Consider the following 20,655-nt stretch of genomic DNA (forward strand, 5'->3'; position numbering starts at 1 on the left):
TTTCTCAGCGGCCGGCGGCAATCGCCTGTTCGCGAATCTGGCTCAGCGTCGCATGGGGGGTGAGTGCTTCGGGATCGATCACGCAGTGAATGATCGACGGCTTGCCGGAGGCCAGCGCCCGCTCGAAAGCAGGGGCGAACTCCTCGGTGCGCTCGACCCGCTCTCCGTGGCCACCGAAGGCGCGGGCATAGGCTGCGAAGTCGGGGTTGCGCAGCACGGTGCCGCTCACCCGTCCGGGGTAGTCGCGCTCCTGGTGCATGCGGATGGTTCCGTACATGCCGTTGTCGACCACGACCACCACGATCCCAAGGTCGTACTGCACCGCGGTCGCGAACTCCTGGCCGTTCATGAGGAAGCAGCCGTCGCCGGCGAAGGCGATGACGGTGCGATTGGGCATCACGCGCTTGGCGCCGACGGCCGCCGGCACGCCATAGCCCATCGATCCGGAGGTGGGCGCGAGCTGTGTACCGAAGGCATTGAAGCGCAAGAAGCGGTGGACCCAGATCGCGTAGTTGCCGGCGCCGTTGCACACGATGGCGTCACGCGGCAAGACAGTGCCCAGGTACTGCATGACTTTGGCCATCTGTAGCGCCCCCGGCGCCCGGATGGGCTCTGGATCGCTGTATGCGAGATAGGCCTTGCGAGCGGTTTCGAGATAGGCCTTGCGCGCCGGATCGCCGTTGCCGGGCGTGTCCCGCAATGCGGCGACGAGCGCTTCCGGGGTGGCCGCGATGGCCAGATCCGCCTGATACACGCGGCCCAGTTCGCTGGCATCGGGCATGACGTGCACCAGCTTGCGGTCGGAGCGCGGAATGCCCAGCAAGGTGTAGCCTTGGCTCGGCGCCTCGGACATCCGACCTCCGATCAGCAACACCAAGTCGGATTCATTGAAGCACTCCATCAAGCCCGGACCCGCCGTGTAACCGAAGTCGCCGACGTAGTTGGGATGATCGGCCGCGAACAACATCTGGCGGCGCAGCGACACCGCTACTGGCAGTTGCAGGCTCTCAGCCAGCGCGCTGAAGTCGCGCACCGCTCCCGCCGTCCAACGAGAACCACCGAGGATTGCCAGCGGTTTTTTTGCCTGGGCCAGCATCTCGCGCAGTTGCGCGATCTGCGCCGGGCCGGGATGTGCCTCGATGGGTTCAGCCGGTGCGGCGTCGGCAGTCTCGACACGGTCGCGCAGCATGTCCTCGGGCAAGGCGATCACGACCGGGCCACAGCGCCCGGACGTGGCGGTATATACGGCGCGGGCGACGATTTCAGGAATGCGATGCGCATCCTCGATCTCGGTGGCCCACTTGGCTTGAGACCCGAACGTGGCGCGGTAGTCCATCTCCTGAAGCGCGTCGCGTTCGCGCACCCGGCGCTCGATCTGGCCCACGAAGACCAGCATGGGCGTCGAATCGTGCTTGGCGATATGGATGCCCGGCGCTGCATTGGTTGCACCCGGGCCGCGAGTGACGAAGCAGGCCGCAGGCCTGCCTGTGAGCTTGCCGTGGGCCTCGGCCATCATTGCGGCGCCACCTTCTTGGCGGCAAATGGTCACGTGGATGTCGGCGTCGTACAGAGCGTCGAGCACCGCAAGGTAGCTCTCGCCCGGCACGCAGAAGACGTGATCGATGCCATGGATGCGGAGCTGGTCGACCAGGATCTGGCCGCCGGTGCGAAGGGAATTGGAGGGCATGCGAGCGTAGGGGGTTGACGTGGACTCTGAGCGCGTGGACAGGCAATCCATCCAGGCGGGCCCACTACAATATTAAAATAAGATTGTCATTGAATGACATCATATCGTCGAACAGTAATAACCCTATCTCGTTTTGTCCGGACGGGGCTTGCTTCGGCTGCCAAAAATGCCGCTCGGCGTGTCGCTACAGCACGATCCCGAATTCCTCAAGCGCGTCCCAATCGAAACCGTAGCCCACGCCGCTCTTTGTCGGCAGGTCGACCATGCCGTCACTCCCGATCACCGTCTTCTCCTTGAACAGCGGCGCGAACCACGGGAGGTGTTCGCACCAAGTCGCATTGGGCGCCGATGCCACCAGATGCAGGCTGTGTTCCGTGAAGATGTGCGGCGACACAGGAAGGTCGTGCGCTGCCAGCAGATGGATGGCCTTGCGCATCTCCGTGTAGCCGCCCATGCGTTGCAGGTCGGGCATGTAAACGTCCGCGCTCTTGCGTTCGATCATCCGGCGGATGCCGTAGCGGGTGTACTCCGTCTCACCACTGGCGACGGGTGTATCGAGGTGCGAAGCGATGGATGAAGACGCCTCGTCGTTCCACGTGGACACAGGCTCCTCGAACCATTCCAGGCCGAAACGTTCGAGGGCGCGCCCGAGCCGCAGCGCAGCGCTGGCGGAGAGGCCCTGGTTCGCGTCCGTCATGAGCCGAACGTCATTGCCGATCACGTTTTTCACGGCTTCGACCCGGGCAACATCGTCCTGCCAGCGTGCAGACCCTAGTCGCAGCTTCATGGCCTTGAATCCCTCGGCGAGAAAGGCCTTGGCTTCGCGCTCCAGTGTCGGGATGTCTGCACTCAGCCAGAGGCCGCCGCTGGCGTAAACCGGCACGCGACTGCGCACGGCGCCGAACAATTTGTACAGCGGTTGCCCGGCCGCCTTGCCTATCAGGTCCCAGCACGCGATGTCGAGGGGGTTGTGCGCCAGTACTGAGATGCCGGCCTGGCCGTAAAAGTTGTTCGACCTGAAGACCTCTTGCCACAGTGCCTCAACGTCGTGAGGTGAGCGGCCGATGAAACGCGCAGAGATGGCCGACGTCATGGTCGCGATCGCGCGCAGCTGGGGTTCGCCAAAGCAGAAGCCGTAGCCTTCGCCGCTGAGTCCGGCGTCGGAGTCGAGTGTCACGAGCAGGCAGTAGACGTCGCGGATTTCGTGAATCGCGGTGCGCAAGGGCTGGGCGAGCGGCAGTCGCACGGCGCGCATATGGACGTTGGTGATGGATATGGATGGGTTCTGCATGGTCATTGGCTGGTGGCATCAGTTGCGCGGCCTAGAATTATGGAAAGAAAATGTCATTCATCAAAATAAAAACATCATAGGTAGAAACCATAGTTGCTTGAAAGTGATCGAGATCTCATCATTCAGTGAATCGATGATTGCATCGGTTGCAAAATTCCATGGAGATATTTCGATGAAATCAAGGGCTGAAGCCGTTGTGTTGGGGTTGCTTGCGTCTGCTGTCCTGGTTGTTTCTCCGCAGATCGCGCTGGCGCAGAAGCCGCCGGTGAAGATCGCGTGGTTGTCGTCGCTGACCGGCCCGCTGTCGTCGGCGGCAATCGCCGAGAACCAGGGCGTGCAACTCGCCGTCGAGGAGATCAACAAGGTCGGCGGCATCGATGGGCGCCGCATCGAGTTGCTCACCCGCGACACGGCGGGCGATCCGACCAAGGCAGTCAACTTCGCGAACCAGCTTGTGCACAGCGAAAAAGTCGACTTCGTGATTGGTCCGGTCAACTCCGGTGAGGCGCTGGCCACCGTGCCCATCGTCTCGCGTGCGGGCATTCCCAATCTGGTGATCGGCACCGTTGATTCGCTCATCGACGAGAAGAAATACCCGCGCACTTTTCGCGTCATCAACACCAACGAGCAGTGGATCACCACGGCCAATGCGTACGCAATGGACACGCTCAAACGCAAGAAGGTCGCGATCATCGGCGACACATCGGGCTACGGCGCATCGTCTGCCAAGGCCGCGGCGGCGTTGCTCGAAAAGGCGGGTATCAAACCGGTGTATTCCGTGCTGATTGACCCCAACAAGACCAGCTTGACTGACGAGGTCACGAAGGCGCGCGAAGCCGGTGCCGACGTGATCATGCCGTGGTCGGCGGCGACCGGTCTGCTCGCGCGACTGCTCAACGCTCGCGGCGACATGCAGTGGGATGTGCCGGTCGTTGGCCATCCCGCCATCATGGGACTTCCGATCAAGGCGCTGCTGAACAAGCCTGAATACTGGAACAACACCTTTGCCGCCGGCTACGCCAGCACCACGTTTGACGCAGCGGGCAAGTTGCCCGAAGCCACGACGCGCCTGATGAACATCGCACGCCCGAAGTCCGACGGCCAGATCGACTTCACCTTTTGGTGGGTGGCGCTGGGCTACGACACGGTCAAGATCATTGAGCATGCGGTCAAGAAGGCCGGTTCGACCGATCCGGCTGCGATCCAGAAGGCACTCGAGACCACGTCGGGCCTGCGCGGCTCCTACGCCGACTACACCTGGACGCCCACGGATCACAACGGCTTCCCGGACAGCGCCATGGTGATGAACAAGGCCAACACCTTCCGCGACGGCTCGTTCAACCGCGCACCGCGCTAAGGAAGCCATCGCGATGTTTGCGGTATTGATGACCGGCGTGGCGATGGGCTGCCTTTATGCGGCAGCCGGCCTTGCCTACAACGTGATGTACTCGACCTCCAAGGTGCTCAGCGTCACCACGGGCCACATCTTCATGCTCAGCGGCGTCTTTGGCGCCTACTTCATGACGATCCTGGGCTTGCCGGCATGGCTGGCCTTTGCAGGCGCCGTCGCTGTGGGCATGACGTTCGGGATGGTTACCGAGCTGGTTGCGGTGCGGCGCATCCTCGCGCGATCCGACGAACATCTCTGGCTCCTTAGCACGCTGGCGCTCGGCACCATCGTGGCGCAGTCCGTCGCGCTGTGGTGGGGCACCGAGCCGCGCCCTTTTCCGCGGCTGTTCGCGCAGGACTCGGCGTCAGGTGTGGCCGACCAGAAATACTGGTTGCCGATCGTCGCCGTGCTGGTGCTGATGGCCGCACTCGAATGCTTCTACCGAAAGACGCTCTTCGGCAAGGTGTTCCTTGCCGTTGCCGAGGATCCTTTTGCCGCCCGAGCGCGCGGCATCGCGACCAGCCGCGTGCGCGCGGCGTCGTATGCCATCGCCGGCGCGATGGGCGGCGTGGCCGGCTTTGCCGCCGGCCAGCTGACCTTCGCCAATTTCGCGCTCGGACACATGCTGACCTTGAGCGGATTCATCGCTGTCGCGGTCGGCGGACTCGGCAGCAACATCGGTGCGCTGGTCGGTGGAATCTCCCTGGGGTTGCTCACGGCAATCACGTCGTACTACTTCGGCGGTGAATTCCAGCAGACGATCGCCGTCGGCTTGCTGATGGTCTTCCTGCTTCTCAAGCCCGAAGGCCTGTTCGGAAATCAGAAAGTACGGCACGTATGAAACCCATTCCCAGCAGTCGCCCCGTACTGCTCGTTCTCTCGCTTGTGGCCCTGGTTTCGCTCCCTTTCTGGGCGCCCGATGAATACAAGATCCACCTTGCCACGCTGATAGCGGCCTACTGGGTCCTCATCGGGGGGCTCAACCTCGCTGTAGGCTACACGGGCCTCCTATCGATCGGCCACGTCGGGCTGTTCGCGATCGGCGCCTATGCCTTCGCGATCCTGGCGGGCACGCACGACGTCCATCCGTATGTCGCACTGGCGGCGGCCGGTGGGATCGGGGGGCTTTGCGGCCTGCTGCTGGGCCTGCCTTCGCTGCGTCTGCCGGGCTTCTATTTTGCGATGGCCACCATGGCGTTCGGCATGATCGTTGGCGAGCTATCGCTCGCGTTCGACGGCCTGACAGGCGGCGGTGCCGGCATCTCCGTGCCAGCCTTCCCAGCGCCCTTTGACAAGCCCGCAACCGTGTTCTGGCTCGTGCTGTCGCTTGCGGCGATCGTCACAGTGATGACGTGGAACGTCGCGCGTCTGATGTTCGGGCGCTCGCTCGTCGCCCTGCGCGACAGCGAAGTGGCCGCAGCCGCAGTAGGCATTCCCTTCTATCGAACCAAGTTGGCGGTGTACTCGTTCAGCGGTGTGACGGCCGGCGTAGGCGGCGCAGTGTTCGCGTCGCTGCAGACCTACATCACGCCAGAGACTTTTGTCTTCGACCTGGGCATGTTCTTCTTCATCTGCATCATCATCGGCGGGCGTGGTTCCATCCTCGGCCCCTTGTTGGGAACCATCGCGCTCACGGCATTGCCCGAAGTGGCTGCGCCGCTCGCAAAACTCGGGCAGTTCTTCTATGGCATCGTGCTGTTGCTGGTCGTGCTGCTGGTGCCCGAGGGCATCGGGTCGGTCTTCCACCTGTTCCGCAAACAGCCGGCCAAGACCAAGCATGTCGTCAAGCCCGAGCTCGAACTGCTGTCCACGGCGCTGCGCAAAGGGGCTGCACGATGAACGCCCGGGAAAACACACTCCGCAAGGACGTGTCGGCAGCGCTGCCTGCGCATGTCAGCAAAGCGGCTGCGGCCGCACTGTCGGCGCGCGATGTGACGCGCAGCTTCGGCGCGGTCAAAGCAGTGGACTCGGTGTCGCTACAACTGCGGCCCGGAGAAATCCATGGTCTCATCGGACCGAACGGAAGCGGCAAGACGACGATGCTCAACTTGCTATGTGGCTTCTATCCGGTCACCAGCGGCAACATTGCCATCGGTTCGCGCGATGTGACCGCTGCCACCGTGCAGCAGCGCAGCGCGGCGGGCATTGCCCGCACTTTCCAGAAGCCACGGCTGCTCAACTCGCTGAGTGTGTTGGACAACGCCATGCTCGGCGGCTGGAACAGCACGCGTTCAGGCTTCCTGGCCGCGGCGCTGGCGACGCCGCGAGCGCGGCGCGAAAACGCCGACATCCGTGCGCGCGCCGAGGAAATCCTCTGTGGCGTGGGCCTGCGCGAGGTGCTCGACCGCCCGGCGGGCAACCTCGACCACGCCGAGCAGCGCTTCCTTGAGATTGCCCGCAGTCTGGTGGCCCAGCCATCGTTCCTGTTGCTGGACGAACCGGCCGGTGGTCTGACCGAACACGAAATTGCGCAACTCGCAGCCGTGGTGGGCACCGTGCGCAACGCTGGAATCGGGGTGCTGCTGGTCGAACACCACACCGATTTCGTCTTCAAGATTTGCGATCGTGTCACGACCCTGAACCTTGGCGCCACGATCAAACACGGCACCCCCGACGAGGTCCGCAACGACCCCGAAGTCATCGCCGTCTACCTGGGAGCCTGATTTGAACGCTGCGTCAAAAAGAAATGCGACCACATCGCTGCTGCAGGTCGAAGGCTTGCGGGCGGGCTACGGCAAGGCCGAGGTCCTTCATGGCATCAACTTCTCGGTGAAGCCGGGGGAATTTGTCGTGCTGCTCGGGCGCAATGGTGCGGGCAAGAGCACCACGCTGCATGCGCTGTCGGGGCTGATCCCGAAGTCCGCCGGCACAGTGCGCTTCAAGGGCGAGGACATTTCGCGTCTCGACTCGCGCGAAATCGTGCGTCGTGGCGTGGTCAACGTCCTGGAAGGGCACCGTGTGTTCACCGGCCTGTCAGTCGAAGATAACCTGCTGCTCGGAACCTATGCGCGCACGCGCTTGGGCGATCGCTCGAAGCTGGCGCGCGTGTACGACCTGTTCCCCGAACTGGCCGAGCGCCGCCATCAGCTGGCGTCGCGCCTGAGCGGTGGACAGCAGCAGATCCTGGCGGTTGGGCAGGGCGTGATTGCAGAGCCAGCGCTGTTGATCCTCGACGAGCCGTCGGGCGGGCTGGCCCCCATCGTCGTCGACCGCATCCTCAAGGTTGCGCGGCACCTCTGCGGCACGGGGATCGCGATCCTGCTGGTGGAACAGCTCGTCAAGGAAGCATTGAAATATGCGGACTACTGCTACTTGGTCGAATCCGGTCTCGTCGGCGGCGAAGGAACACCCGACGAAGTGCGCGGCGGAGAGACGATCAAACGCATCTACCTGGGCGGTTGAGCCCCCCAACTCTGAACAAAGGCGCCATGCTGATCACGAAACTTGAGACCATCCCCGTCTCGATTCCTTATACCCACGACGGACCGCTGACTGGCTTCGGCGGCACGACCTGGGCGTCGCTGAACTACCTCCTCGTGCGCGTCGAGACCGACGACGGACTAGTGGGTTGGGGCGAGGCTTTTGGCTACAACTGCATTCCCGCGACACGGGTAGCGTTCGAGAAGATGGTGGCGCCCCAAGCTCTTGGCAAGGACGCGGTCGATATCGGCGCGCTGATGGGGCAGCTCAAGCGCAACATGCATCTCTTCGGTCGCAGCGGGCCGGTTCAGTACGCCCTGGGCGGGCTCGACATCGCGCTGTGGGACCTCGCCGGCAAGCGCGCCGGAGTTCCGGTCTCGGCATTGCTCGGCGGCGCGGTGCAGTCGGCGCTACCTGCCTACAAGAGCTTGATGCGCCTGTCGGATCCTTCCATCGTTCGAGCCGCCTGCCTGCGCGCGTTGGAACGGGGATTCACGCAGGTCAAGTTGCACGAGATCACGGTCGACGCCGTGGCAGCGGCGCGCGCTGCGCTCGGCCCGGACGTGCAGCTCATGCTCGACGTGAACTGCGCCTGGGACCTGGAAACCGCCATTTCGATGGCGCGTGCCCTGCAACCGTACAACCTGAAGTGGCTGGAGGAGCCGATCTGGCCGCCGGAGGATGTGGATGCCCTTCGGCAACTGCGCGAGGCCGTAGACATTCCCCTCGCGGTCGGCGAGAACATCGGCAATTCGCTGGGCTTCCGAGCGCTGTTGGAAAGCAACGCTGTGCGCTATTTCCAACCCAGCGTGACCAAGGTCGGCGGCATCAGCGAATTTGTCGACGTCGTCGCCCTGGCGCGTGCGAATGGTCGGCGTGTTGCGCCTCATTCGCCGTACTTCGGTCCCGGTCTGCTCGCGACCTTGCAGGTCGGTGCCGCATGCCCGGAAATCGGCGGCGTCGAGATATTCGGCGTCGATCTGGAACGACCGCTGTTCGGCAAGATCGGCGTTCCCGGCGCCGACGGCATGGTGCAGATTCCTACAGGCCCGGGGCTTGGTGCTGACCCCGATCCTGCGGTCGTAGAGCGCTATCGCATTTGACCCAGGAGCAATTCAAGTCTTGAGGCGTCAGTGGGCGGCGCGTCCGGCGAGTTGGAGTAGCGTCAGCTCATGCGCTGTCCCAGTCGGTGTGCTTCAGGAATTCCTGCTACTCGTACTGTCGAACTGGCTGCCTTGGTCGGATGCATCATCACCTTACCGGCCTGCCTGTGGCGTGTAAGCCTCCTCTCAAGACTCCTCTTGACGCTGGATCGACTGAGGAACTACAGCAGCTTGCTCTGGCCGGCCTAGACCTCGTCGACGAACGTGCCATTTGCCCAAGCCAGGTCGATGGCCTTGTCCAGGCGTTGGAGCAGGGCGTTGAGGCGCTCGCCTTCGTGACGTACAAGCATGGCCAGGCAGTTGCTTCCATGGGCGGCCGCGGCGACGCACTCGCGCGGCGCCAGCGCACCGATGGTGATCTCGCCACCGCCCTCGATCAGGGCCTCGATGGAGTTCGCGCGAGCCATTGCCGCTCAGACCTTGACCTCGGCGAGGCGGTCATTGATCTCGATGGTGTCGAAGGCCAGGGGGCCCAGGTATCGACACGATCCATGCGACCAGGTTGTCGTGCTCGGAATCGTCAAGGTTCGCCATGGCCCGCACCAACCGCCGGAGTTTGTTGCGCTGTCGCTGCCTTCATCGCCGCCGTCCCTGTCAGCGGCGCCGGCGGTCCAGTTCTCGATCAATCTGCGGCGACGTAGACCAGCCCACGGCGTGGTGGGCGTCCAACGCTTGCGGTTCAGCCCGGTGCGATGCCCAGTTCTGCCAGCACTTCGCTGGTGTGCTCACCCAGAAGTGGCGGATGCGTGGGCGTACGCACCGGCGTGCCGCTCATGCGGATTGGCGACGCCACCAATTGCACGAGGCCAGCCGTGGGGTGCTGCACCGTCGTGACCATCTGCCGTGCGGTCGCCTCAGGCGAATGCAGGGCTTGGCCCACCGTGCGAACCGTGCCTGTGGGAATGCCGGTGCTGGCGAGGCGCTGCTGCCAGTCGACGGCGTCGCGGGTGCGCAGCACCTCCTTGAGCAGCGCGATCAGCGCATCGCGGTGCTTCAGACGCGCGACGTTGCTGACAAAACGCGGATCGGCGGCAATCTCCGGGCGCTGTAGGACCTCGTCGCACAACAACTTGAATTGGCGGTCATTTCCCACCGCCAGCACGATCTCCGAATCGCGCGTCGGTAGCACTTGGTAGGGGACGACGGAGGCGTGCGCGTTGCCGTAGCGCACCGGCTCCTCACCACTGACCAGCGTGGCGCTGGCCACATTCGCCAGCATCGCGAGCTGGCAATCGAACAGCGCCAGGTCAATCAACTGGCCTTGGCCATCGTTCGTGCGCGCGATGATCGCCGCCAGGATGGCTTGAACTGCATACATGCCGGTGAACAGGTCGGCCACAGCCACACCCACCTTCATGGGTTCGCCGTCGGCTGCACCGGTGACGGACATCAGTCCAGCCTCGGCCTGAACGACGTAGTCATAGCCGGCGCGCGCGGCAAGCGGGGAGGTACGGCCGTAGCCGGAGATGGAGCAGTAGATGAGATCCGACTTCACCGCACGCAAGGATTCGTAGTCAAGTCCGTAGCGCTCTAACCCTCCGGTCTTGAAATTTTCCACCACCACATCGCACTGCGCGGCCAATTCGCGGATGACACGCTGTCCCGCGGCCGTGCTCATATCCACTGCCACGCTGCGCTTGTTGCGGTTGGCGCAGAAATAGTAGGCCGATTCGCCAGCGGTGAACGTCGGCCCCCAGCCGCGGGTGTCGTCCCCACCCCTTGGGTTTTCGACCTTGATGACGTCGGCACCCAGGTCGCCCAGGGTCATCGTGCACCAGGGGCCGGCAAGCACGCGCGAGAGGTCCAGGATGCGAATGCCGTGCAGCGCCGGCTTGCGAGATTCGGTGTTCATTGTCTGGTGAAGGTGAAGGTGGGGGGGCGCGTCGCGGTGAAGGTGCATGCCGCTTCCCGGTGATCTACGGGAGATGGTCGCCCTTGGAATTGAGCGTCATGACTTACTTGGCTTCAGCAGAGGGTGCGAACGAAATCGGCGGCGAGAGGTTCGCGGCAGGCAATGAACAATCGACCCAGCTCCCGGTGCCAATATTGTTCGGAGCCGTGGGCAACCCGCCATTCGTGCAAGCGACGGGTGAAGAGTTGCAGGTCGTATTCCTCGGTGATGCCGATGGCGCCGTGCACCGCATGGGCGATCGAGGCTACCAGTTGTGCCGCCTCGCTGGTGCGCGCCTTGGCAACCGCACAGGCGGAGGGCGTGGGGAATGCCGAGTCTGTGGAAAAGGCTGCTTCGACGGCCATGGTGGCGGCGGCCACATGTTCCGCCATGACCGCGAGGTGGTGCTGAATCGCCTGGAATTTGCCGATCGGCTTACCGAACTGGACGCGTTCGTTGGCGTAGTCCATCGTCAGATCAAAAGTGCGCTTGAGCGCGCCGGCCATCAAACCAGCATGCAGCAGTGCGGCCAGAGGCTGCAGATCGACGGCGCGGGCTGGGCCGTGCAGCACTTGGCCGGCCCCGGTTTTCCACAGGAAGGATGCCGAGAGGCTGCCGTGCACACCGCTTGGGACCTCGTGCGCATCCGCCGTTCGCAGCAGCACAAGGTCGTCGCCAAGCGCCCCGATCACGTGCGCGGCCATGCGCCCACCCGGCACCTGCTGTGCGTGCAGCGCACCATCGGGCATGCGCACGAGCACCGGTGCGTAGGTGATCAGGCCAGCTGGCGGCTCATCGGTGATCAGCGTGCGGGCCGCCAGTGTCTGCGCCAACGGAATCGGTACGGCCCAGGTGCCGAACAGTGCGACCACGGCGTGGAAGTCGCGCCAGCCCGCGCCGGCTCCGCCCCGCTCCTCGGGCGCAAGAAACTCTAGGAAGCCCGCCTCCTCGATGGCAGCCGTCAGCGGCTGGGCGCTTGCGCCGCCTTCGATGGCGCGCACGGTGGCAGGCGCGCAATGGGTTTTCAGGATGGATTCGATTGCTTCGGTGAACATTGTGTGCTCCTTCTCTTAGCGCAGGCCGAGCCCACGGGCGATGACGCCGCGCAGAATTTCGCGCGTGCCGCCGCGTAGCGAATAGGTGGGGGCCATCTGGCTTACGTAGGCCAAGGTGCGAACCAGGGCAGGGCTGGGCGCGAGCCCGGGGTCCGCGCCCAGCGCCGCTTCCACCACAGCGGGAATCGCCTGTTCGAACTCCGTGCCGATGTCCTTCACCAGCGCCGCCTCCACGACAGGGCTTTCGCCGGCGGCCAGCTTTGCGGTGACGGCGATCGACATATGGCGCAGCGTTGCCAGGTGGGCCGCGAAGCGGCCTGCGGCCTCGAGGTGATGCTCGGCCTGGCCACCTTCGCGTAGCCATCGCAACCATTCGTCCAGCAGGACGATGCTTGAATACAGGCGCTCGGGGCCGCTTCGCTCGAAGGCCAATTCGGCCGTTACCTGCTGCCAGCCCTGGCCCTCGGCGCCGATAAGAGCGTCCTCACCGAGCTCCACGTCGTCGAAGAACATTTCACTGAAATGGGCGTCGCCGGTCAGGTCGACGATGGGCCGCACGGTGATACCAGGCAACCTGAGGTCAACGATGAATTGAGAAAGGCCGGCCTGCCGGTCGGCCTGCGTGCCCGAAGTGCGCACCAGTGCGATGGTGTAGTCGCACTTGTGGCCGTTGGTGGTCCAGACCTTGCGGCCGTTCAAGCGCCAGCCCTTTTCGGTCTTGACGGCGCGCGTCGTCACGCTGGCGAGATCGGAGCCCGAGTTGGGCTCGCTCATGCCAATGCAGAAGAAGATCTCGCCCCGGCAGATGCGCGGAAGATAGGACTGACGCTGCGCTTCGCTGCCGAACTTGTTGATCAGCGGTCCGCTCTGCCGATCGGCGATCCAGTGAGCGCCCACGGGCGCGCCCGCCGCCAGCAGTTCTTCCACCAATACGAAGCGGCTGAAGGCGTCGAGGTCGCCGCCACCGTATTTTCGCGGCAGCGTGACGCCGACCCAGCCCCGCTGCGCCAGCCTGCGGCTGAATTCGGCGTCGAAGGCAAGCCATGAGCGCGATCGCACGTCGGCGGGCGCACTGGGTTGCTCGCGCGCAAGGAACTCCTTGACCTGGATGCGAAATGCTTCGGCTTCCGCGGGCAGGGCGGCGAGGCGGAGGTTGTCGATGAGTTGGGCCATGGGCGTGGGAATGACTGGTTGATTCCCCTGAGTTTGGTGCGGGCCCGGATGCCTCGTCCAATACCGATTGCTGGCCGGGCTATATGCGAAATCGAATGGCCTGCGCCGCAATCGCTATTGGACGGTGGCCGACTGCTTCCCTTAGCCTTGGCCCAGCCCAAACAAGGAGAACCATGTCCGATTTCCTCATCTATGAACAGCAAGGTGCCGTGGTTACGCTGACCATGAATCAGCCCGAGCATCGCAACCCGCTTACCGGCAACAGTGCGGTGCCGGAGTTCCTTGCCGCCATCGACCGCATCACCGACGACAAGAGCGTGCGCTGCGTCATTCTTACCGCCAACGGCCCATCGTTCTCGGCAGGCGGCAACATCCGCGAGATGAAGCGCCAGGCCTCGCCAGACGTGACAGAGATGGAGATTCGACACGAATATCGCCGCGGCATCCAACGGCTGCCGCTGGCGCTGTTCAACCTTGAGGTACCGGTCATCGCCGCCGTCAATGGCCACGCCATCGGCGCTGGCCTTGACCTTGCCTGCATGTGCGATATGCGCATCGCATCCGAGAAAGCCAAATTTGCCGAGAGCTTCGTCAAGCTGGGCATCGTGGCGGGCGACGGCGGCGCGTGGTTGCTGCCGCGCGTTATTGGCCTAGCGCGCGCATCGGAGATGGCGTTCACTGGCGACACCATCGACGCCAGCCTGGCACTGGAATGGAACTTGGTGTCGCGCGTGGTGCCGCCCGAGCAGCTGATGGTCGCCGCGCGGGAGTTGGCCGGACGCATCGCGGCCAACGCATCGCACGGCCTGCGCCTGACCAAGCGACTGATTCGTGAGGGCATGCATTCGCGACTGGATACGGTGCTGGAGATGGCGTCGGTCTTTCAGGCCGTGTCCCACAAGACCGCTGATCACGCTGAAGCCGTCGATGCCTTCTTGGAAAAACGCGCGCCGCGCTTTGGCGGTTGAGGTTGCCGCTGCCGATGGCTGGTTATCCTTGGTGCTAGAACACAGTTACGTCCATGGACTTGCGCCGCATCCGTCATTTTCACGTGCTCGCAGAAACGCTGAATTTCAGCCGGGCTGCAGAACGCCTGCACATTGCCCAGCCGGCGCTGTCAGTTTCGATCCAGAAGTTGGAAACGGAACTGGGCACGAAGCTGTTTGAGCGTACGCCGACCGGCGTGCTGCTGACGGCCAGCGGCGCAGCGACGCTGGTTGAGGCACGGCGGTTGCTCTATCACGGGGAGCAGTTGCAGCGCATGGCGCGCGACGCGGCCCAAGGTACGGACGGGCGGCTACGCATCGGTTTCGTCGGCTCTGCGATCTACGGGCTGATTCCGTCGCTGATCCCTCGATTTCGCGACCAGTATCCCAACGTGGAACTGGTGCTGCGCGAGGCCACTTCGGCCCGCATCCTTGAGATGCTGAATGAGGAAGCACTGGACGTCGGTATTGTGCGAACGCCATTGCTGCAGTCGCATGCCGCCACGCTATTGACGCTGCAACGCGACTCCTTCATGGCTGCCTTGCCCAAGGAACACCCCTTGGCGGAACAGCCAAACCTGCGGCTGGCAGACTTGGCGCGTGAACCCTTCGTGATGTATGGCGCGGCCGAAGCGGCCGGCCTGCATGCCGCCGCGTTAGCGGCTTGTGAGGCTGTCGGTTTCGTGCCCGCAGTAGCGCAGGAAGCGACCCAAGTTGCGACCGTGCTGGCCCTGGTGGGTAGCGGTCTGGGCGTAGCGTTGGTGCCAGAGGTCATGCGCGGTCAGTGCGAAGGTTCAGTGGTCTACCGAGAACTGGTCGATGGTGGCCGCACGGCGCCTACAACGTTGGCTCTTGCATGGATGGAGGGGCAGGAAAGCCCCGTGGCGCGGCGTTTCATCGACGTCACACGGTCTGATCACCGGCTTAGGTAGTTGAGTACCACACGGATGTCTGCTGTCGAGCTGGCCGTCGGGACTGCCACCGGCTGAATGCTGGACCAGGCCGTGTCGCAGCGTCGCTTTCCGACTCGTCGCGCACCGCTCCAATGGGCTGCTCTCCCTCATGGGCCCAGTGGCGCAGCAGGTTGGCATTGATCCTATAGGCCACCGCCATGACCATCTTAAGTCGGCGAGCAAAGGTCAGTCGGGCATGCTGATGGGTGTTCATCCGGTTGGGTATCCTGAGTCGATTGGGTGTTTGGCGACTTCCAGTCTCTCAAGCCCAGTCCGGATGAACACCGGATACAACCTATTGGCGCTTCACAACCAGTCGGTCGAAGCAGCGCCAATTGCATTGCATCGCCCGAAGTGGCGACTTCAGAACGGTTGGCACGAGCGTCTCCCTTTCGACGACAAGTCACGGTGCCCGCTTTGTCTTTGTAGCACCGGATCGGAGGCGCTCAAAGGACGGCGAGCAAGGGTGAGCAACGACTTCGATTCGCGCAGCGCTTCCATGCTCATGGTAGGCCTGTTGGACGGGTGCATGCAGTTGCTGGCGCCCGCGTCGAATATCCACATTGGGATCTCGGTTGCATGCGCTTCCGGATCGGGCATCAGCCCACAGCGAACGAACTGCTGATCCCCGAGGGGTCTTGTGCGATGGACGTAGACAGTGCGAGCGAACCTCGGGTGCCTGCGATAGGGCACCGTGACAGCGGCACTTGCGGCACTCATGCCGCCCAGGCCCCACAGCACATGGTCGCGCCGGCTCGCAACCCCGAGCTGAGCGCTTGCACGCCGCTTGGTCACCGCCGTGCCCGTTGCCCCGACCTCATCGCGCAGGCGCTTGTAGTTGAACGCCAGGTCCATCAGGACGGTGTCGTTGCGGGTGCGCTTGAGCGGTTTGCTGAATCGCAGTTCCGCGCCTTCGGCGGTACCGCCGTGCCTGATCGGCTTGGAGGCCTGCGGCAGCGCTCACCATTGGGTGCACGAGTTTGTGCGGCGGTAATATTTCGATAACTGCTCAGTATCGCGACATGAGTAGCTGCTACCGCACGGCGCACGTGGGACGCCGCGGTCGACCAGGTGCAGTTGGAGACACCGCAGATCCTCCGCGGTGGCTGTGTCGGGGGAGCGATGGAGGAAGCTACGCGGGGTAGGTAGTGCTCGGCGCGGACGTCTGCCGATTGCGTCTTGGGGCCGAGCTTGCGCATGCTCATGTCGTCGAGCAAGCGCTGGCGCAGCGCAGAAACCGCCGGCGCGGAAAGGATCATGCTCGTACTCCTGTCGAAGAGCGAGGCCGATTGCCTCGCTCGCCAACATAGATAGGGGCGCGATTTCTACCCACGGCGCGGTTTTGGCGGTGGGCTACCGCGAATACGAAGGGACTTCCCACCTTCCCGCAGCGATTGCCGACATCGACCTCGAAGCCGTTAATGTCTGCTTTGGACTTGAAGGCATGCGCGATAGCATGCGCCCATGTGGAAGCCCGCCAGTCCCCTCATGATCGCCGGGCGCACCCTGACCGATCAAGAGGCCTGGTGGTACGAGTTCAGAGGCGAACTCTATGACCTGTGCGAGCACACAGTCGCCAGCGACTGGCTCACCATGATCTGTCGAGTCGCTTACCCCATCGCCTTCAGAGATGACCCGCGACACATCGCCAGGTTGGCGCATGCTGTCTTTGGAATCAAAAGGCTGAAACCCGGCTGTGCAATGCACAGAGCACGTCTGCGCTGGCCACGGTCAAGTCGATGCACTTGTTGCCGACGGGCACGGCGGTAGTCATCCGACGGCTGCACGTGCGGGACAAGCTTTCGGAGCGCGAGATAGCGCGCATCACGGGGCTACCGCATCTCAAGCAATCCGAGTTTTTCCTCAATGTTCAGATTTCCGGAGCCACCTCTTATGGGGCCCACTATCACTGGCCTAGGTGGATGTCGCGATCGGCGATGCGAAACTGATTCGCTCGATGTCGCGCCGCGGGTGCTCGCCTGACAACACGGCTGTTTCTTCGAGGGAGGGCTGAAACGAAGTGGTTTCGTCCTCAGCCTTGGCAGGCCACAACCATTGGTAAGTTCATTCACTCATACATCCGCCGGTACAACAAGAAACGGATCAAGGTCTTCCTTGGATCCCGCCTTGCCGTATTCCCAATGAGTTAAAAGTAGCGGCAACATACGAAATTCAGTGCGAATTGGATGGCGGGGCTCCGAGATCGATGCAAGTTGAACGGCGGCAACAATTGAGGTGCAAGAGGCTGTTATCCTGACAAGATAGGCAGATTTTAAGAAAAAAGTATAGGTAGGAAGAATCGTTAACTGGAGTGGAAGATGTTTCGGTATAAGCTCGAGGCCTTTTCACATTGAAGGTTCTCCATGGCGAAGACATATCTACAGGTGCAACAGCAAATCGAGCAGTTGCAGCTAGAGGCAGAGAAGCTTCGAAAAAAGGAAGCCGATGGGGTCCTTCGCCGAATAAAAGAGGCAGTCGCGGTATACGGCTTCACGGCTGCCGATCTTGGTGTTGATGCTGTTTCAAGTCGAGTCGCTGCGGTCAAAAAGAGCAGCGACAGCAGCACCCGCAATGCCAAGAGTTCAGTTGCCAAGGCGGGCATGCCAAAGTTCAAGGACGCAGATGGCAACGCATGGAGTGGGCGAGGACCTCGGCCCATTTGGTTCAAAGCAGCCCTGGAGGCTGGAAAGTCAGCCGAGGATTTGTTGATCAAATGACGACGGAATTGGGTGCGACGGCGCTCAACGCGTTTTCACTGTCCGAGAGAACTCTTTGTTTGCGGCGGCGCCGTTTGTTGAGTCCCGTTGATCTCTGATCCGAGGGGGATTCATACGAAAACTCGGACCTACCTGAGGGTAGGTCATGTATTCGCACAATGGGTAAATTTGAGCGCTCATGCATTACATAAAATTGCGGGAACCCCTCGTGGGGACCATTCGTCAGCAGGGCTACCTGACGAAGAATTGCCTCACAAGCTGGTTTCGGGAATACGAGCGATACCTCGACTTACCAGTGGGCTGTGCGGGCGTGACCTGCCCCCTTCTGTCGTGCCATTCATAACGAGGAAGTCCGGGGTTGCAAGATTAATTGATCTCGGTGGTTGTTGAAGTGGATCGAGCTGCATCGCCAGCGCGCTGGCGATGCAGCTCGGCGAACTTCGACGGAGGCATTCGCTGGCAACTGCTGTGCGGCCTGACCTCGTTGTAGTCCTGGCGCCAGAGCGTGATGGACGATCGGGCCTGTTGCAGCGTCTCGAACCACTGTTCGTTCAGGCACTCGTCCCTGAACTTGCCGTTGAAGCTCTCGATGTAGCCGTTCTGCATGGGCCGTCCCGGCTCGATCAGGATGTGACGGATGCCATGGGTCTGCGCCCAGCCCATGAAGGCGCGACTGGTGAACTCCGGGCCGTTGTCGGTGCGCACAGCCAGCGGGTAGCCTCTGAACGCGGCCGCTTGATCCAGCAGTCGCGTAACGTATTGCCCCGAGATTCCCCAGTCCACCGAGATGCTCACGCACTCGTGGCTGAAGTCATCGGCCACGGTCAAGCACTTGATGCGCCGTCCCGTGCTCAGGCTGTCACTGACGAAGTCCATGCTCCACACCTCATTGACCGTCGTGGCCAGTTGCAGCGGCACGCGTTCGTTGACGGGGCGTTTGACCTTCTTGCGCTTGCGCACCGCCAGGTTGGCGGCGCTGTACAGGCGGTAGACGCGCTTGTGGTTCACGCCCGGGAAGTGCGGGCGCAGCATGTCGTGGATGCACCGATAGCCGAAGCGCCGACGTGCATGCGCGATCTCGACGATCTTGTTGCTGAGCTCTTGCGTCATGGCATCGGCCTCGGGTGGGTTGCGGTAGCTGTCGCGGGAGAGCCCCACAAGCCTGCAGGCGCGTCGTTCGCTCAGATCGCATTCCCCGATCATGATGGCGACGGCCGCGCGCTTGGCTTGCGGGGCTATCGCTTTACCCCGAAGGCCGTGTTCAGCGCGTGGATGTCCAGGTGCGCTTCGGCCAGCAGCTTCTTGAGTTTGTTGTTCTCGGCCTCGAGCTCACGCAGGCGCCTGGCATCGGGCACGTCCATCCCGCCGTTTTTGGCGCGCCATTTGTAGAAGGTCGCATCGCTGAAGCCGCCCTTGCGGCACAGATCTTTGATCGGCAAGCCGGACTCGGCTTGCTTGATGAAACCGATGATCTGCTCCTCGGTGTATCTGCTCTTTCTCATGTCCGTCATTCTCCAAGTTGACGGACTTCACTGCCATTACGCTGGTACGGCCGGGAGGGGGCAGGTCAGGCGCGCCCTTGGTTATCCGGGGCGGGGTGTACTGACCGCCTGGATTCACGAGCTGCATCCGGAGACAAGGAAGCGCGTTGTTAGCAGATTTGAGGGGCTACAGCACACCCTCCGGCGCTGACGCAGTAGCGCGGCTGATCCGCTCGTTTTCGAGCGTCGGCGGTTTCGATGGTGCGCTTCATCGACCGGTTGAAACCCGTCAAGTCGTGGATGTGATGGGCCTCAGGCGCGGCGCAGCTCCATGCTGAATCGGAATTTGTCCACCAGATAGAGATTCACCTCCACATCCGCGACATCGGGTCCTACAGAAGGACTTCCCCGACTGCGCGTTGTCGCCACGCAGGGTTGGGACAGTCATCTGCGAAGCGGTCTGAAGTCGCATGACCGGCACCTCCTCTGCGACTCAAGCAGGGATGCCCCCCGTCATGGGGGGGGTAAATTTGTGGGCATTTGCTTGTAATTCGGGCTCGGATAGTCGCCGGGGCGAATCTGATCAATCGCTCCGGATGAGCGCAATGAGTTTCCTTCGAAATGTCAGTCACGGGCTGGCCGAGCGAATTCGCTCGTCGTTGTGCTGGTCAGGTCGCATTCCAGCTTACGGGCGTAGCTTGGCCTATCAAGCAGTGAAACCCCGCCAAAATTAAACCGCCTCTCTGCGAATTCGATGCAACAGCTCGACATCGACGATCACCACAATGGCGCACTCGAAGACCTTGAGCAATTCGTCTCGATGCGCGACGTCACGCCTCGATGGATCTGCCAAGTCGCAGGTACGAAACGGACGGTGACATGAAAGCGCCCGGCGGCAAGTTGATGACAACGGCACTGCAGCCGTGCCTGGGGGTACTTTGCGAGTTGCATCATCGATGCGCCCGGTACTTTGCCGTTGATGGAACGAGCTTGCTATCGTCAAGCTTCATGGGTCACTGCATCGACGGCCAGGGCACTCGGCCCATGTTCGTCTCGATCGAAAGTTGCGTCCCGCGCCAGCCCGGCAGCACCATCGTGCCCCAGTTCTACGCCGTCACGGGAACCTTGGAGAGTATCCAGTTGCTGACGAGCAGGAACGTTCAAGGTGATCGTGACGCTTAACGAACACTCTGAAGCGCCGCTATCTTCTGCCGCAATTACCGCTCCCGGCACAGAGGGCTTGCTCCGAAGCAGCGAACGCAAAGCCCGCTTGCATCGAATCTCACGCGCCAGCAGTAGGCCATCGTGTTCGGCCTCCATGTGCAGATGCCTCGTACGACTCGCGGCGAAGCGCATCATCGTCGTAACGTGTTGCAACTCATTGAACAGCGTATTGGCGCGAGCCAGTCTTGCGCAACTTGATGCGATTCGCTTTGCCGTCCTTTCGT

The 20,655-nt window shown here is 62.6% G+C and carries 18 protein-coding genes and 1 pseudogene; 10 read left to right on the top strand and 9 right to left on the bottom strand.

The window, feature by feature from the left end; translation table 11 throughout:
- Window positions 1-4: 4 nt before the first annotated feature.
- Both AC57B8_RS07720 and AC57B8_RS07725 read right to left on the bottom strand, forming a co-directional pair.
- Window positions 5-1,687, bottom strand: a complete 1,683-nt coding sequence (locus tag AC57B8_RS07720; RefSeq protein ID WP_496479158.1) for a thiamine pyrophosphate-binding protein — start codon at window positions 1,685-1,687, stop codon at window positions 5-7.
- Between the two features lie 184 nt (window positions 1,688-1,871).
- Window positions 1,872-2,984 (bottom strand): mandelate racemase/muconate lactonizing enzyme family protein, encoded by a 1,113-nt coding sequence (locus AC57B8_RS07725; protein ID WP_496479159.1) that lies wholly within the window; start codon window positions 2,982-2,984, stop codon window positions 1,872-1,874.
- Between AC57B8_RS07725 and AC57B8_RS07730 the strand changes: the two genes are divergently transcribed.
- The 6 genes from AC57B8_RS07730 to AC57B8_RS07755 are packed head-to-tail and all read left to right on the top strand — an operon-like array spanning window position 2,977 to window position 8,891.
- On the top strand, window positions 2,977-4,335 hold the full coding sequence (locus AC57B8_RS07730; RefSeq protein ID WP_496479160.1) for an ABC transporter substrate-binding protein: 1,359 nt from the start codon (window positions 2,977-2,979) through the stop codon (window positions 4,333-4,335). The two genes, AC57B8_RS07725 and AC57B8_RS07730, sit on opposite strands and share 8 nt — an antisense overlap.
- 13 nt (window positions 4,336-4,348) lie before the next feature.
- A complete protein-coding gene (locus AC57B8_RS07735; protein ID WP_496479161.1) occupies window positions 4,349-5,209 on the top strand; it encodes a branched-chain amino acid ABC transporter permease in 861 nt (286 codons plus the stop codon).
- The gene (locus AC57B8_RS07740) at window positions 5,206-6,207 is read left to right on the top strand and encodes a branched-chain amino acid ABC transporter permease (RefSeq protein ID WP_496479162.1); all 1,002 of its coding nucleotides are present in this window, start codon (window positions 5,206-5,208) and stop codon (window positions 6,205-6,207) included. Before AC57B8_RS07735 ends, AC57B8_RS07740 begins: the two co-directional genes overlap by 4 nt.
- Window positions 6,204-7,031 carry an ABC transporter ATP-binding protein gene (locus AC57B8_RS07745; RefSeq protein ID WP_496479163.1) on the top strand — a complete coding sequence of 276 codons (828 nt, stop codon included), beginning with the start codon at window positions 6,204-6,206 and terminating at the stop codon, window positions 7,029-7,031. Before AC57B8_RS07740 ends, AC57B8_RS07745 begins: the two co-directional genes overlap by 4 nt.
- Before the next feature lies 1 nt (window position 7,032).
- Window positions 7,033-7,770 (top strand): ABC transporter ATP-binding protein, encoded by a 738-nt coding sequence (locus tag AC57B8_RS07750; protein ID WP_496479164.1) that lies wholly within the window; start codon window positions 7,033-7,035, stop codon window positions 7,768-7,770.
- 26 nt (window positions 7,771-7,796) lie between these two features.
- Window positions 7,797-8,891 carry a mandelate racemase/muconate lactonizing enzyme family protein gene (locus tag AC57B8_RS07755; RefSeq protein ID WP_496479165.1) on the top strand — a complete coding sequence of 365 codons (1,095 nt, stop codon included), beginning with the start codon at window positions 7,797-7,799 and terminating at the stop codon, window positions 8,889-8,891.
- Between the two features lie 245 nt (window positions 8,892-9,136).
- On the opposite strand, the gene AC57B8_RS07760 is transcribed toward AC57B8_RS07755, so the two are convergent.
- The 5 genes from AC57B8_RS07760 to AC57B8_RS07780 form a co-directional block, all read right to left on the bottom strand.
- Window positions 9,137-9,358 carry a hypothetical protein gene (locus tag AC57B8_RS07760; protein WP_496479166.1) on the bottom strand — a complete coding sequence of 74 codons (222 nt, stop codon included), beginning with the start codon at window positions 9,356-9,358 and terminating at the stop codon, window positions 9,137-9,139.
- Between the two features lie 6 nt (window positions 9,359-9,364).
- On the bottom strand, window positions 9,365-9,577 hold the full coding sequence (locus tag AC57B8_RS07765; RefSeq protein WP_496479167.1) for a hypothetical protein: 213 nt from the start codon (window positions 9,575-9,577) through the stop codon (window positions 9,365-9,367).
- Between the two features lie 53 nt (window positions 9,578-9,630).
- Window positions 9,631-10,803: a CaiB/BaiF CoA transferase family protein gene (locus tag AC57B8_RS07770; protein ID WP_496479168.1), complete on the bottom strand. Its 1,173-nt coding sequence runs from the start codon at window positions 10,801-10,803 to the stop codon at window positions 9,631-9,633.
- Between the two features lie 113 nt (window positions 10,804-10,916).
- Window positions 10,917-11,897: an acyl-CoA dehydrogenase family protein gene (locus AC57B8_RS07775; RefSeq protein ID WP_496479169.1), complete on the bottom strand. Its 981-nt coding sequence runs from the start codon at window positions 11,895-11,897 to the stop codon at window positions 10,917-10,919.
- Between the two features lie 15 nt (window positions 11,898-11,912).
- Window positions 11,913-13,070, bottom strand: a complete 1,158-nt coding sequence (locus AC57B8_RS07780) for an acyl-CoA dehydrogenase family protein (protein ID WP_496479170.1) — start codon at window positions 13,068-13,070, stop codon at window positions 11,913-11,915.
- Window positions 13,071-13,243: 173 nt separating this feature from the next.
- On the opposite strand from AC57B8_RS07780, the gene AC57B8_RS07785 reads away from it, so the two are divergent.
- Window positions 13,244-14,038 carry a crotonase/enoyl-CoA hydratase family protein gene (locus AC57B8_RS07785; RefSeq protein WP_496479171.1) on the top strand — a complete coding sequence of 265 codons (795 nt, stop codon included), beginning with the start codon at window positions 13,244-13,246 and terminating at the stop codon, window positions 14,036-14,038.
- 53 nt (window positions 14,039-14,091) lie between these two features.
- Window positions 14,092-14,988 (top strand): LysR family transcriptional regulator, encoded by an 897-nt coding sequence (locus AC57B8_RS07790; RefSeq protein ID WP_496479172.1) that lies wholly within the window; start codon window positions 14,092-14,094, stop codon window positions 14,986-14,988.
- 384 nt (window positions 14,989-15,372) lie between these two features.
- On the opposite strand, the gene AC57B8_RS07795 is transcribed toward AC57B8_RS07790, so the two are convergent.
- Window positions 15,373-15,864, bottom strand: coding sequence for a hypothetical protein (locus AC57B8_RS07795; protein ID WP_496479173.1), 492 nt, complete (start codon window positions 15,862-15,864; stop codon window positions 15,373-15,375).
- A 1,040-nt stretch (window positions 15,865-16,904) separates the two neighbouring features.
- On the opposite strand from AC57B8_RS07795, the pseudogene AC57B8_RS07800 reads away from it, so the two are divergent.
- Both AC57B8_RS07800 and AC57B8_RS07805 read left to right on the top strand, forming a co-directional pair.
- Window positions 16,905-17,159 (top strand): annotated as a pseudogene (locus AC57B8_RS07800) (IS3 family transposase); the annotation flags it as partial.
- A gap of 213 nt (window positions 17,160-17,372) precedes the next feature.
- The gene (locus tag AC57B8_RS07805; RefSeq protein WP_496479174.1) at window positions 17,373-17,726 is read left to right on the top strand and encodes an H-NS histone family protein; all 354 of its coding nucleotides are present in this window, start codon (window positions 17,373-17,375) and stop codon (window positions 17,724-17,726) included.
- A gap of 366 nt (window positions 17,727-18,092) precedes the next feature.
- Here the strand turns inward: AC57B8_RS07805 and AC57B8_RS07810 are convergent.
- Window positions 18,093-19,228 (bottom strand): IS3 family transposase gene (locus AC57B8_RS07810; RefSeq protein ID WP_496479175.1). Its coding sequence is split into 2 segments (ribosomal slippage): window positions 18,093-18,973 and window positions 18,973-19,228, totalling 1,137 coding nucleotides; the frame shifts between segments, so codons are not numbered across the junction.
- Window positions 19,229-20,655 lie beyond the last annotated feature (1,427 nt).

This window comes from Variovorax sp. BGA-UO-ETr-C22, from assembly GCF_059567965.1.

Excerpts from the sequence above, each read along its gene's own strand:
- AC57B8_RS07730 (WP_496479160.1), top strand. The coding sequence starts at position 2,977 with ATGGTCATTGGCTGGTGGCATCAGTTGCGCGGCCTAGAATTATGGAAA.
- AC57B8_RS07785 (WP_496479171.1), top strand. The coding sequence starts at position 13,244 with ATGTCCGATTTCCTCATCTATGAACAGCAAGGTGCCGTGGTTACGCTG.
- AC57B8_RS07775 (WP_496479169.1), bottom strand. The coding sequence starts at position 11,897 with ATGTTCACCGAAGCAATCGAATCCATCCTGAAAACCCATTGCGCGCCT.
- AC57B8_RS07790 (WP_496479172.1), top strand. The coding sequence starts at position 14,092 with ATGGACTTGCGCCGCATCCGTCATTTTCACGTGCTCGCAGAAACGCTG.
- AC57B8_RS07770 (WP_496479168.1), bottom strand. The coding sequence starts at position 10,803 with ATGAACACCGAATCTCGCAAGCCGGCGCTGCACGGCATTCGCATCCTG.
- AC57B8_RS07805 (WP_496479174.1), top strand. The coding sequence starts at position 17,373 with ATGGCGAAGACATATCTACAGGTGCAACAGCAAATCGAGCAGTTGCAG.
- AC57B8_RS07725 (WP_496479159.1), bottom strand. The coding sequence starts at position 2,984 with ATGACCATGCAGAACCCATCCATATCCATCACCAACGTCCATATGCGC.
- AC57B8_RS07745 (WP_496479163.1), top strand. The coding sequence starts at position 6,204 with ATGAACGCCCGGGAAAACACACTCCGCAAGGACGTGTCGGCAGCGCTG.
- AC57B8_RS07760 (WP_496479166.1), bottom strand. The coding sequence starts at position 9,358 with ATGGCTCGCGCGAACTCCATCGAGGCCCTGATCGAGGGCGGTGGCGAG.
- AC57B8_RS07720 (WP_496479158.1), bottom strand. The coding sequence starts at position 1,687 with ATGCCCTCCAATTCCCTTCGCACCGGCGGCCAGATCCTGGTCGACCAG.
- AC57B8_RS07780 (WP_496479170.1), bottom strand. The coding sequence starts at position 13,070 with ATGGCCCAACTCATCGACAACCTCCGCCTCGCCGCCCTGCCCGCGGAA.
- AC57B8_RS07755 (WP_496479165.1), top strand. The coding sequence starts at position 7,797 with ATGCTGATCACGAAACTTGAGACCATCCCCGTCTCGATTCCTTATACC.
- AC57B8_RS07735 (WP_496479161.1), top strand. The coding sequence starts at position 4,349 with ATGTTTGCGGTATTGATGACCGGCGTGGCGATGGGCTGCCTTTATGCG.
- AC57B8_RS07795 (WP_496479173.1), bottom strand. The coding sequence starts at position 15,864 with ATGGACCTGGCGTTCAACTACAAGCGCCTGCGCGATGAGGTCGGGGCA.
- AC57B8_RS07740 (WP_496479162.1), top strand. The coding sequence starts at position 5,206 with ATGAAACCCATTCCCAGCAGTCGCCCCGTACTGCTCGTTCTCTCGCTT.